Genomic DNA, 12,286 nt, shown 5'->3' on the forward strand with positions numbered 1-12,286 from the left:
GTCTCGGCCCGAGACGCCATGACTTGCGACGTCTAGGCTTTCTCCAAGAGGGCCACGTTCTCCACGTGATACGTGTGCGGGAACATGTCGACCGGCTGGATCGTCTCGATCGTGTAACCAAACTCGCACAGCTCGGCCAGGTCGCGGGCGAGCGCCTTCGGATTGCACGACACGTAGACGAGCCGCGGCGCGTCGATCTGCTTGAGTTGCTCGCGCGCCTCAGGCAACAAACCCGCGCGCGGCGGATCTACCACCACGATATCAACGGCTCCCGCGGCCTTCTTGAAATCGTCCTGGCTCAACACGTCACCGACGTCGCCGGCAAAGAAGGTCACGTTGTCGATGCCGTTTTGCCCGGCGTTTTGCCGCGCGTTGTCGACCGCGTCCGGCTGCAGCTCGATGCCCACCACATGCTTGGCGTACGGGGCCATGCACAGCCCGATGGTTCCGGTGCCACAGTACAGATCGAGCACTCGCGCCTTGCCGCGCTCAGCATCTCGCAGTCCCGTCTTCTCGAGGACCTGTGCATAGAGCACCTCGGCCTGCAGCGTGTTCGGCTGGAAGAAGGCGCGCGGGTGAATCTCGAATGACAGCACCTGGTCATCCGGCAAATGCATCTGCTCGACGAGCACGGGGCTTCCGTACAGGTGATGCTCGATGAAGCGCGTCGGCTCGCCGCGCACGGCGCGGTGCTGCGTCCAGTACAGCGAGCTGACCGACTCTCCCATCTGCTCGCACGCAAAGACGACGAAGCCGCAAAACATCTGGGCGATATCTGCAGCGGCCATCTCTTTTCCGTCGCATAACGCCGTCTCGTCGTGGGTCGTCGTCAGCTCGATCATACGCTCGCCGGTTCGCTTTCCCTCGCGAATGGTCAGCGTGCGCAAAAAGCCCTCGTCCTTGTTGCCCTGATACGGCGCGAGGCCGCGTTCGATGGCCCACTGTCGAACCTTGGGCAGAAACTCGGAGACGAATTCCGACTGCAGATAGCACTCGTCGAGGTTCAAGACCTCGTAGCGATAGCCCTTCGGATACAGCCCCAGCGCGAACTCGCGGTCGGCGGTGTCCCCGAAGCTAAACTCCATCTTGTTTCGGTAGTACCACGGCTCGTCTTGGCCGATGATGGGCATGACGTGGCCGGGGTCGACACCGCGCCCCTGCATCAACCCCTTGATGATGCGCTCTTTGTTGGCCAATTGGTGGCGGTACGACATCAACTGCAAGGTGCAACCGCCGCACCCCTCCCCGCGAACCTCACGTCGGCCGAAATGCTTGCAGCGCGGCTCGATGCGCATCGGCGACGGCTCCAGAATCTCGTCGATCCGCGCGGTGATCGTGCGCTTTTTACGCCGTTCGACCGACACACGCACCCGGTCGCCGGGCACGGCCTTGCGCACCTGCATGGTGTAGTCCTTCGACTCCTCTTGAGGGCCGACGACACACGGAAACGCAGCCGTGCCGAGCCCTTTGAGCGACAGACCGTCGATCTCGAGTTCGAAGGTCTCGCCGTGGCGCGGGCTATGGGGCAAATGGGGGCGTTGCTGAGTCATCATTTAATCCGTGATCGCCTCGATTTCTCCACTACTTACGCGATACGTCTGCACATCCTCGTCCAACAAGATGTAGTCGCGGTGAGTGGTCGTAATGAACACCTGTCCTTCCATGCGGCTTCGCAAGAAGTCAAAGAGAAAGCGGTTGCGCTCGCGGTCGAGCTCGCTGGAGACGTCGTCCAGCAGCAAAATCGGCGCGAAGTGATAGCGCTCCTCGAGGTGGGTGATCTCGGCAATCTTCATGGCGAGCACGAAGGCTCGGTGCTGGCCCTGGCTGGCGTAGGTCTTGACGTCGCGGCCGTTGAGGGTCGTCTTCAAATCGTCGCGGTGCGGGCCGATGAGCGTGTAGCCGCGCATGCGCTCGTCTCGCCGGGTGCGCTCGAGTCCCTCCTGCAACACCCGTTCGATGGCCAGGCGACTGTCGAGGTCGGCTTCGGTCAGGTCATCCCGGTCCGACCACTTCATGTGGTAGTGGATATCCGCTTCGAACGCTTCGTCGAAAATCGCTCGAAAGGTGCGCTGCATGATGGGTCGAAAGTGGCTCAAGAACTTGAGCCTACGCTCGATGATCCGAGCACCGTACTGGATGAGCTGCTCGTCGTAGACATTCAGCAGCGACTGGTCGGGCGAGTGGTCCTTGAGTAGCGCATTTCGCTGCCCGAGCACGTCCTCGTAGTGCTGCGTTTCGGTCGCAAACGCCGGCAGCGCGTTGAAGATCGCCCGGTCGATGAACCGGCGCCGCTCCGAGGGCGACCCCTTCAGAATAGCGATGTCTTCGGGGCCGAACATCACCACGTTGACCGTGCCGAAAAAGTCCGACAGCTGGCGCACCGGATTGTCGTTCAAAAAGATCTTTTTGCCCCGGCCGCTCACCTCCAGGCGCACGATACGCTCGGAGCCGCCGCGGTCGACCCTCGCCTCGAGCGTGGCGCCATCTTCGCCAAAACGGATGAGGTCGGCGTTGGTCTGCGGCCGAAAGCTCTTCACCGCGCTCAACAGATACACCGCTTCGAGGAGGTTCGTTTTCCCCTGGCCGTTTTCGCCGGCTAGGATGTTGAACCGCGGGTGAGGCTCGAGCTCGACATGCTCGAGGTTGCGGAAGTCTTGGAGTCTGAGGGCTTCTAACAGCATTTGGTGGGGATTTAGGGGGCTGGGGGTTTGGGGGTTTAGGCCGCGGATGCGCTGATGCGCCATCCAGAAGAGGTCTTCAGATACGCGTAAGCGGCCACGATCATTCCGATCGGACCGCTTCGCTATCTCTTTTATCCAAGACCCCTAAACCCCCAGACCCCAAACCCCTGCAGTTCAAAGGTCACAGACGCATCGGCATGACAACGAACAACACGTCGTCGTTATTCGGGTCGCGCACCAGCGTGGGCGACAGCGTGTCGATGATCTCGATGGAGACTTGCTCACTGTCGAGCACGTTGAGCACGTCGATCAGGTAGCGGTAGTTGTAGCCCGCTTTGACCGGCTGGCCGGCGTAGTCGGCCGGGATGGTCTTTCGGCCCTCACCGCTGTCGGGGTCGCTGGCGTACAGCTCGAGGCCACCCTCGCCCAGAGCCAAACGCACGTTGTGCGTCTTGGGGCTGGCGAAGAGGCTCACGAATTTGAGCGACTGGGTGAACATGTCCTTGCTGACGAACGCCTTCTGGTCGCTCTCTTTGGGCAGCACCTGGGTGAAGTCGGGGAAGGTGCCCTCGATGAGGCGCACCGACATCGACATCGGCCCCGATTTGAAGACCACGCTGTTCTCGACCAGGCCGAAGCTCAGCTCGGCGCCCTTGGGGTCGATGATACGCTTGAGCTCGGAGAGACCTTTGCGCGGAATGATGATGCCGTCGCGAAGCGCCTGCGGGGTGTTGTCGCCGGGGGTGAATTCCTCGGGGCTGGTCTCGATCTTCGACAGGCGGTGACCGTCGGTCGACACCATCAACAACGTGTCCTCGGTGGTGACGCGGAAGAAAGCGCCCGTCAGGTTGGCGCGAGCGTCGTCGGTCGACACGCTGAACAACGTCTTGTCGATCATGTCCAGCAGCACGTCGGTGCCAATGGGGTACAGGTCGACTTCGCTGGTGTCCAAGATCTGAGGGAAGTCGTCGGGGTGCGTGCCGACGATGCGGCAGGCGACGTTGCCCGACTGCAGGTTCGCCCAGTAATTCTCCTCGGTCTCGAGCTCGAGACTGTCATCCTCGAGGTTCTTGACGATGTCGAACAGGCTCTTGGCCTGAAGCGTCACACTGCCTTCCTCGAGCACTTCACACTCGCAGGACGTCGAGATGGAGGTATCCAGGTCGGTGGCGTGGAGCGTCAGTCGGTCGCCTTTGGCTTCGAGCAACGCGTTCGACAGGATGGCGAGCGTGCTGCGTTGGCTGACGACGCCCTGTAGCTTGTAAAGCTCCTCGGTCAGCGCCTGAGGGGAAATACGAATTTTCATGCGAACCACTCCACTTGTTCTGCAGTCTCTTGAACTTCTGCAGTCTGTTGACCCCGTTAATCCAACATAGCTTGGCTTCGAGTGCAAGCGAAGATGAAACGTGACAAATCCACGACGCGCTACGGCGTTGTTTTTATAACTCAGGTTCCCTTCGTTTCTTTATTACAGTCGTATTAGTAGGGGCTGTGGAAATGTGGAAAACCCCCGTAAGTGACTGAGATCCCTCGGTCGAAACGATCACAGATCGGTGTGTGCTACAATGTGGGACAAATGTGATCAAACCCCGCGCTCTTTTTCCCCAGTCGTGATCACAGAGTTTTCCCCCACAGGATCACAGGGTTTTGCACAGGGTTTTCCACAGGCTACGAAGGGTTAGAATGGGCAAGGAAGAGGTAAATACGGGGAGAAATGGGGTGAAATGGGCGATCGGGGGAGAGGTTTTGTTGGGTTTTGGAATCCCTTGCTTGTTGGTAGGGCCCCTCCGTCGGCTCAGCTACGCTTCGCCGACACCTCCCCTTGCGCTGGAAAACACGCGGGGAGGGGGAGTGCAGGAAAGGAAAGTGTTTCAACATGCGATCCTCCTCCCCTGGCCGCAGTACAGGCCTTGGGGAGGTGCCTCGCGTAGTCCGCGAGGCGGAGGGGACTCCCCGGAAAGCAAGGGCGCTCAGTCCTTGTCACGCCCCGACACAAACGCCCGCGCCAACTGAATGGCATACGACGTATCCATCGGAATACCGCCGGTCGTCTGCTTGACCAGGGCCAGAATCAGGTAGGTGCCGAAGAAGAGCCACGCGGCCGTCTTGGTGTCGACGAAGTTGGGGACGAAGCCGCGGTCCTTCCAGTGGTCGATGGCCGAGGCGATCGCTTTGAGCGCGCGCTCTTGATAGGGAAGGTAGGTCTCGCGGATATCCTCTTGGTCGAGCTCGGAGAGGACCAAAAAGATCATCTTGGCGAAATCCTCGTGCTTCTCGAGCAGGTGCACATAGTACTTGAAGCACTCGGTGATCGCCTTGACCGGATTGTCGCGGTGGCTGTCGAGGGCTTCTTCCAGGCCGTTGACCAGTCGGTCGGAGGTCAGCTGGACCGCCTCGGTGAACAGGGCGCGCTTGCTACCGAAATAGCGGTAGATGAGCGCCTCGGTGACCCCGGCTTCCTCGCTGATGCTCTTGGTGGTCGCTCCGTGATAGGTCGAGCGGGCGAAGACACGGATGGCGCTTCGCAAGATCTGCTTCTTACGTTCTTTGGCCGGCAGTCGTTTGGTCGACACGGTCTGGCTCCTGGCAGGTGCACGTCGGAAACTACGTGAGTATTCACTCACATAGGTCGCGATCGCCGTCAAGGGTCTTGTGGCGTTGCAATCACCCCACTCCGCGCGTACCCTGCACCCAAAATTGCGCTTCCCTTTATTGCAGTAGCAATCATGAGCACGAGTGACTCAGACGGAAAACTCAGCAAGCGTGAACAGCGCCGTGAGGACCGCCGCGACGAGATCAAACAGGCGGCTATCAAGGTGTTCTCCGAGCATGGCTATCACGCAGCCAAAGTCTCCCAGATTGTCAAAGAAGTCGGGGTGGCTCAGGGGACCTTCTACCTCTATTTCGAGGGGAAAGAGCAGATCTTCGGCGAGATTCTCGAGGACTTCTTGGAGCTGGTCGTCAGCACGATCGCCGCCTGGGAGCCCTCGGATCTGGACACGCGCGAGGCGCTGGGGAGCGACCTGAAGCGCGTCGGACTGTTGTTGACCGACGTGCTCATGGAAAACCGCGAGATGACGGGTATCTTTTTTCGCGAGTCCCAGGCGGTCAATCAGGAACTCCAGACGCTCATTCGCGAGTTCTACGAGACGTTGCTCGCGATGCTGACCAGCTTCAACCGGATCCTGCACGAGCGCGGGCTCATCGCAAAGATGAACTTCCGGGTGCTCAGCAGCATGACCATTGGGATGGTCGAGCGGGTCATCAAAGAATACGTGGTCCACGGCCAGCTCGAGGACGTACCGGCCGAAGAGGTCGTCGACAATCTTGTCGTCTACTATCTGTCGGGGACGACCCGAGATATCGAGTGAGCAATACCTTCCAAAACAGCAGGACCCACCATGCTACGTGTCGTGTTGTGCAACTGCAGTCCTAATGAATCGAAAGAGCTGGCGCGAACGCTCATCGAGGAGCGGCTGGCAGCCTGCGTCAATATCCTGCCGTCGATCACCAGCTGCTACGTCTGGCAGAACGAGCTGTGTGAAGAAGAGGAGCACACGCTGCTCATCAAGACGACTGACAAGCGATATCACGCCATGAAGGAGCGCCTCGAAGAGCTGCACTCCTATGACGTGCCCGAGATCATCGCGCTGAACACCGACGATGTACTCGACTCTTACGCTCGCTGGGCACATGAACAAACGAGCTGAGCATTCTGTGGTCGAAACAACTCCAGCGGCCGATATCGACTACCATTACACGGTGCGCGTCGGGGCGAGCGACTGGCCCCAGGCACGCGTGGGCGGCAAGGCCGACGGGCTGCACAGGCTCGTGCGCCACGGGTTTACGGTGCCGCGCGCCTTCTGCATTCTGACCGACGCCTTCGAGCGGGTGGTCGCCCGCTGCGTCAAACACGCGAGCAGCTTGGACGAGTTGCGCGCGCAGATCTTGGAGGCGCCGCTTCCTGACGGGCTATTCGACGAAATCTCGGCACGCATGGACGCCATCGGCGCCCCACTGTGGGCGGTGCGCTCCTCGGCGCTCGAAGAAGACACTTTGGCGCACAGCTTCGCCGGTCAACAGGCCACGGTGCTCGAGGTCGAGACGCCCGAAGAGGTCGTTCAGGCCGTACGCCATGTGTGGGCCAGCCTCTACGACGTCCAAGGCCTGTTGTACCGAAACCAGCTCAAGGTCGACCTGGAGCCCCGCCCCATGGCGGTCGTCGTCCAGCGCATGGTTTCGCCGAGTGCCGCCGGGGTGATGTTCACCCAAAATCCGGTGACTGCCGATCCGACTCGGCTGGTCATCAACGCCGCCAGCGGGCTGGGCACCACCGTGGTTGGCGGTGGGGCGGCAGACACTTACTACCTCGAGAAAAAGACCGGCTACGTCGAGCGTCATGAAGTCGGCTCACACGGGGCCGACTCGCATGGGGCCGAAGAAGGTGGCGTGCTCGACTCAGCTCAGCTCGACGAACTCGCCGCCTGCGCGCGCCGGCTCGACGAGCTCTTCGACCATCCGCAGGACGTCGAATGGGCGTACGCGCCCCAGTCGCGCGCCGAGGCCGAAAGTGGCATTCGTGGCAAGCTCTTCTTGCTGCAGGCGCGCCCCATCACCCAATTCGGCGAGGCCCAACAGCCGTCGGTGTGGACCAACGTCAACGTCGGAGAGGCGCTTCCGGGGGTGGCCACGCCGCTGACCTGGAGCATCATCCGCAACTTCAGCCGCCGCGGCTTCGAGCAGGCCTTCGGCTCGCTGGGATTGACGGTGCCCGAGGACTACGAGCTGGTGGGCTCGTTTCGCGGCCGGGTGTACCTGAACTTGTCGCAGTTCATGAGCGTGGCCAGCGCCATTCCGATTTTAAGCCCGGACACGCTCTTCGAGATGGCCGGCGGCGGCGGGGTCGACCTGGTGCGCGGCATCTACGAGAGCAAAAGCCCGGTGAAGTTTCTGGCCAAACTGCCGGTCACCGCGGTGCGGGTCGTCGCCTCGCAGCTGTCGATGCCCGTGCTCGCTCCGATGTGGGGCAAGTACTTCGAGGTGCGCCGAGACGCCTTTTTCCAGCGCGACTTGAGCAGGCTCAATCACCTGGAGTTTTCGCGTCAGCTCGACGGGGTCGACAGTCTCTTCGACCGCACCGGGCTAGTCATGTTGGCGTGCAGCTCGAACTTCTTGATGAGCTACGTCGTCATGCGCGAGCTCTTGAAGCTTTGGGGCGGACCCAAAGCGGCCAAGAGTGAAAAGGAGCTGGTGAGCGCGCTCGAGGTCGACAGCGCCGCCCCCGGCCTCGACCTGCTCAACCTGGGTCGGCTGGCGCGCCGCTCGCGCAGGCTTCGCCGGGTCATCAGCAATACGCCGCCGGCCGACGTGCTCACCGAACTCGAAAGCCTTCGTGGCCACGACGACGTCGACGTCTTCATGGATGAGCTCGACCGGTTCCGCCGCCGCCACGGCCACCGTGCCCCGCGCGAGGCCGAGCTGGCCACGCCGCGCTGGCGAGAGGACACCCACTTTTTGTTCGAGGTGGTCCGCAGCTATATCCGCGCGCCGCACCTGCCGACCGAGCGCGAGTTGCAGCGAGAGCGCGAGCGCACCCGCAAGCTCGCCGACCAACTCGTGGGCCGCACCTTTCCGGTCGGCCTCGAGTCGGTCTTTCGCGCGCTGCTCGAGTTTACCCGCTCCAACGTCAAGCTGCGCGAGTTCATGCGCGCCCGAGTGGTCGACAGCCTCGACATGTACCGGCGCTACTTTTTGGAGTGCGGCCGACGCCTGGTGCTCCAAGACGCGCTGCGCCAGCCCGAAGACGTCTTCTACCTGCGCTACGACGAGCTGCGCGACTGGCTCGCCGACGTCAGCACCGCCGACGACTTCGCCACCCGCGTGCTGGTGCGCCGCGCGCTGCACGACTCGCTGGCCGAGCTGGCCGACCCACCGAGCACGTTCGTGCTCGAGGGAAGCGAGATCGTTGACGAAGACGAGTACCGCAAGCGTCGCGCACCCGAATCGAGCCGGTCGGACAACAGTCTGCACCGCGTCGACGAGCTGCACGGTTTGCCCGGAAGCGCCGGCAAAGTGACCGGACGCGCCCGCGTCATCACCGACCCGAACGACGACGCCTCCATCGAGCCGGGCGAAATCTTGGTCGCCCCCTACACCGACGTGGGCTGGACGCCGCTCTTCTTGACCGCCTCGGGCGTCGTCATGGGCCTGGGCGGCCCCCTGAGCCACTCGTGCATCGTCGCCAGAGAGTACGGCATCCCCACCGTGGTCAACGCCCACGGCGCGGTCGACACCATCAATACCGGTGATCTGATCACCGTCGATGGAGATCGGGGCGTGGTCTACATTCGCGAGCGATCGTTCTGATGCGGGGGTTCATCCCAGGGCAAGCCCTGGGGCTGCACCGACGCTGGCTCCGCAGGGGCCAAGGCCCCGCTCCGCAACGGCTTAGAACGACTGCACCGTCTCGTCCCACAGATAATTCAAGCCCACCGTCAGCTCGGTGTTCGAGCCGAACTCGCCGACTTCGTCGGTGCGGTACAGGAATGCCTGGAAGGTGGTGGTGAAGAAGAGCTGGTCGATCACGGCGAAGTAGAGCCGGTTGGTGTTGCGTAGCTCCTGGATATTGCTGGCGCCGATGTCGTTGTAGAAGTACTCGAGCTCGCTCTCGAATTGAATCGGCTTGCCGAGCAGGTCGATGAGGTCGGTGCGGTTGAAGGTGTAGCCGGCGTTCAGACCGTAGGTCGTCTCGCCGTCGGGCTGGTTGATGTCGCGGCGGGCGTTGGCGCCGAGCTTGATCTCGAGCGGCTCGAAGAGCTGGAATTTGGCGCCGCCGATGCCGGTCAGCTCGACTTTGTGCCAGTCGCGCTCCTTGGGCTTGCTGAACTCACTTTCGAGCTGCATTTCGGCGAAGGGCATCGGCACGTACCACTCGCCGCCGGCGTTGGCGCGGAAGCCGGCGTACTGGTAGGTGCTGCGCAATCGGATCAGGTCTTTGGTCTCTTCGAAGTCGTCGGCCAGGGGGCCGTTGGGGTCGGGGGCCACGCGCGCCTGGGCGTACTGGACAAGCAGGCGATTCTCCCAGCCGTGGTTGCGGCTGTTCGCCTTGACCTCGCCGTTCCCCTCCAAGTTGATCTGGGTGGTCGAGTTCACGTTGAGCTGCGACTGGTCGTACGACGGCTCGCCGTCGGCGCCCACCGGATTGTCGACGCTGACCTTATTGAAAGAGGCGTTGATGGCGCCGGTGTAGGTCCACAAAAACTTGCGATACAGGTCCGGAAAGCTCGCTTCTGGGTCGAGCTGATCGACCGTCTCAGCGTCGTCGGGAAGGTCGGCGGTGCGCACCACTTCGGCGACCAGGGTGCCGATCGTGGGCGGCTCATCGGACCAGGCCGGATCGAACACACGCAGGTCCTCGATCTTATCCTGCGGCAGGATGTCGTCGCCGCCCGTCGCCAAAAAGGCGTGGGTGGCCACCCGATACGAGCGCCCGGTCTGGATGGGCCGGCCGTTGACCAGCACCTTGTCTCCCTTTTTCGTCAAACCCGCCGCGACCAGCGGCCCGTCGAGCCTCTTGCCGAGCTCGGCGAGCAGACTGCCGGGCACCTCCACGGTGACCAACTTGTTGTTGTAGGGCACGAAGGTGAAGATATCCGCCAGCGACAGCTCCTTTTCGATGGGGAAGACATCCGTCTGCACGAAGGTCTGTTCGTTGACCAGGGCGACTTCGGCGTCGGTTGAAAAGCGCATGACGTTGAGGATGAACGTCTTCAAGTCCTCGTCACTAAAGGGGTGGACGAGTGCGAGCCTCGGGTTGATGGGCTTGCTCCAGTCCTCGCAGTAGAGCCCGGCGAGGTCGCGAAGCATCTTCGCAGTTTGCGCGTCGGGCTCGAGGGGCGCGGTTTGCCGGGTGCGCGAGTCGATGCTCACCGCGCGCCAGGGCTCGTCCTCGGCCGCGCGCTCGAGGTTCAGATCGACGGTCACCGCCGAGGTGTGGGCGGTGTTGGCGCCTACGATGTAGGTGCCGGTCACCGGTGCGACCACGTGGCCGTTGGTGGCGGTGTCTTCGGGGTTTTTGGGACTGTGCATCAACCTATTGGTGAAGAGCACGTCGATGCCTCGCACCGTCGAGGCGAGTTCGATGGCGTCGTCTTTCGAGGCGTCACCGGTCATGTGGTACAGCACCACGACCATGTCGACGCCGGCTTGCTGCTCGAGCTTCTCGATGACCTTCGGCAGCACCTCCTTGGGATCGGCGAAGTCGAGGCCGGCGGCGCGTTCCTTGGCAATGGACTTGGTCACGTCGGGGTCGATGGCGGTGACGACGCCCAGCTTCAACCCGTCGCGTTCGACGACCTGCCAGGGCTTGCGATTCGGCCCGGTGCCCACCGCCTCGCAGATAGCCTCGGCGCCGCCCTCCTCGTTACACATGATATTGGCCGCCTGCAGGGGCAGCTTGGGGGGCGTGGCGCCCTCGATGAAGTTGAGCAGCTGCGCGCGCTCCATGCCGAGTTCGGCGTCGCCCAGCGCGTGGGCGGTGTACGGGATTTGGTCGAGCGTGGCCGCGAAGTCGACCGCGCCCTCGGCGCTTGTCAGCAAGTAGCGGGCGAGCGCGCCGGGAAAGGTCGAGTCGCCCAGGTTCAGCGCGATCGGTTTCTCGGCGGTCGTCTTCGCCTCGGTTACGAGTCGGTTGTAGAGCGCGGCCTGGCGCGCGTAATGCAACCCCTTGTCATCAACCGGCGCCTCGCGCCGGCAGTCGATATCGACCAGGCGACCGTCGAGGTTGCCGAGCAGGAAAAACGACAGGGTGCGGGTGGTGTCGGCCGGTTCGACCGACTCGGTCGACGGCGTGGCGACGGCCGGCGGTTGCTCGGCCGTCTCTTCGGACGCGGCGGGGTCGGGGGCGTCCGAGGGAGCAGCCTGGGCGAAGGCGGACGGCGCATATAAAAAGGCGAGCAAGCAAACCACGACGAGACGCATAAAACACCTGAACTGCATTCATTTCTCGGCACACGAATCCAAGTCGACTCAAAGATTCATGCTCGATCGGCAAAGTCAACTGCAGCCCGCCTGAGTCCTCCATCACCTTTTCAGCGGAACAGAAAAGATCGCCCCTTGCGGGTCGCCACGGCCCGATCTTGGCAAAAAGTACGCAACGATTTTCAATTTTTGCCGAAAACCGTAATGAGGGGTGGATGTATCGTGGCCACGAGTTTCCCCACAAATTTGAAACGGGCGGGTGGGTCGTTGTTAGTCTTGGCTCACACGCTGGTGGCTGAGCCGGTTGGGCTCAGAAGGTTCTGTTCGACAACTCACTCCCGTCGCCGAAGGCGGTTGATTCGTGCATCTTCGGCGCCGTCTGTCCTCGACGATGCTCCGCATCGCCTGCGTCAGACGGCATCCGAATCTGCACCGAATCCCCTCGCCTCGGCTCGGTCCGGAGTTGTCGAGCAGAACCTGATCTGCGGCGGAACGGTTTCCCGATCCGCAAAACAGAGCTTTCGTAGCGAGCGTATCTTCGATGGGATGTCGGCCTGTACATCTTCGACGCGCTCGGCGGAGGCCGAGCCGGCAGCTTCGTCTTTGTGCAGTGGCGGGGTTGTCGG

8 protein-coding genes are annotated in these 12,286 nt (G+C 62.2%); 3 read left to right on the top strand and 5 right to left on the bottom strand.

Annotated elements, in window-relative coordinates; all coding sequences use genetic code 11:
* Positions 1-32: 32 nt before the first annotated feature.
* The 4 genes from rlmD to FIV42_RS12640 form a co-directional block, all read right to left on the bottom strand.
* On the bottom strand, positions 33-1,550 hold the full coding sequence (gene rlmD, locus FIV42_RS12625) for a 23S rRNA (uracil(1939)-C(5))-methyltransferase RlmD (protein WP_168210602.1): 1,518 nt from the start codon (positions 1,548-1,550) through the stop codon (positions 33-35).
* Between the two features lie 3 nt (positions 1,551-1,553).
* Entirely contained in the window at positions 1,554-2,681 is a 1,128-nt protein-coding gene (recF, locus tag FIV42_RS12630) for a DNA replication/repair protein RecF (protein WP_168210603.1), read from the bottom strand.
* 181 nt (positions 2,682-2,862) lie between these two features.
* The gene (gene dnaN / locus FIV42_RS12635; protein ID WP_141198041.1) at positions 2,863-3,987 is read right to left on the bottom strand and encodes a DNA polymerase III subunit beta; all 1,125 of its coding nucleotides are present in this window, start codon (positions 3,985-3,987) and stop codon (positions 2,863-2,865) included.
* A gap of 664 nt (positions 3,988-4,651) precedes the next feature.
* A complete protein-coding gene (locus FIV42_RS12640) occupies positions 4,652-5,254 on the bottom strand; it encodes a TetR/AcrR family transcriptional regulator (protein WP_168210604.1) in 603 nt (200 codons plus the stop codon).
* A gap of 153 nt (positions 5,255-5,407) precedes the next feature.
* Here FIV42_RS12640 and FIV42_RS12645 point away from each other — a divergent pair, with 153 nt between their 5' ends.
* Genes FIV42_RS12645 through FIV42_RS12655 form a run of 3 tightly spaced genes read left to right on the top strand, consistent with a single transcriptional unit; the run spans position 5,408 to position 9,047 of the window.
* Positions 5,408-6,052: a TetR/AcrR family transcriptional regulator gene (locus FIV42_RS12645; protein ID WP_141198043.1), complete on the top strand. Its 645-nt coding sequence runs from the start codon at positions 5,408-5,410 to the stop codon at positions 6,050-6,052.
* 30 nt (positions 6,053-6,082) lie between these two features.
* Positions 6,083-6,391: a divalent-cation tolerance protein CutA gene (gene cutA, locus FIV42_RS12650; RefSeq protein WP_141198044.1), complete on the top strand. Its 309-nt coding sequence runs from the start codon at positions 6,083-6,085 to the stop codon at positions 6,389-6,391.
* 7 nt (positions 6,392-6,398) lie between these two features.
* Positions 6,399-9,047 carry a PEP/pyruvate-binding domain-containing protein gene (locus tag FIV42_RS12655; protein ID WP_168210605.1) on the top strand — a complete coding sequence of 883 codons (2,649 nt, stop codon included), beginning with the start codon at positions 6,399-6,401 and terminating at the stop codon, positions 9,045-9,047.
* A gap of 81 nt (positions 9,048-9,128) precedes the next feature.
* Here the strand turns inward: FIV42_RS12655 and FIV42_RS12660 are convergent, their stop codons facing one another.
* A complete protein-coding gene (locus FIV42_RS12660) occupies positions 9,129-11,678 on the bottom strand; it encodes a 5'-nucleotidase C-terminal domain-containing protein (RefSeq protein ID WP_141198046.1) in 2,550 nt (849 codons plus the stop codon).
* Positions 11,679-12,286 lie beyond the last annotated feature (608 nt).

The sequence above is a fragment of the Persicimonas caeni genome (assembly GCF_006517175.1).
Lineage (GTDB): Bacteria > Myxococcota_A > Bradymonadia > Bradymonadales > Bradymonadaceae > Persicimonas > Persicimonas caeni.

Bases quoted from the DNA above. Each gene is read 5' to 3' on its own strand.
- dnaN (WP_141198041.1), bottom strand. From the start codon at position 3,987: ATGAAAATTCGTATTTCCCCTCAGGCGCTGACCGAGGAGCTTTACAAG.
- FIV42_RS12660 (WP_141198046.1), bottom strand. From the start codon at position 11,678: ATGCAGTTCAGGTGTTTTATGCGTCTCGTCGTGGTTTGCTTGCTCGCC.
- recF (WP_168210603.1), bottom strand. From the start codon at position 2,681: ATGCTGTTAGAAGCCCTCAGACTCCAAGACTTCCGCAACCTCGAGCAT.
- FIV42_RS12645 (WP_141198043.1), top strand. From the start codon at position 5,408: ATGAGCACGAGTGACTCAGACGGAAAACTCAGCAAGCGTGAACAGCGC.
- cutA (WP_141198044.1), top strand. From the start codon at position 6,083: ATGCTACGTGTCGTGTTGTGCAACTGCAGTCCTAATGAATCGAAAGAG.
- rlmD (WP_168210602.1), bottom strand. From the start codon at position 1,550: ATGACTCAGCAACGCCCCCATTTGCCCCATAGCCCGCGCCACGGCGAG.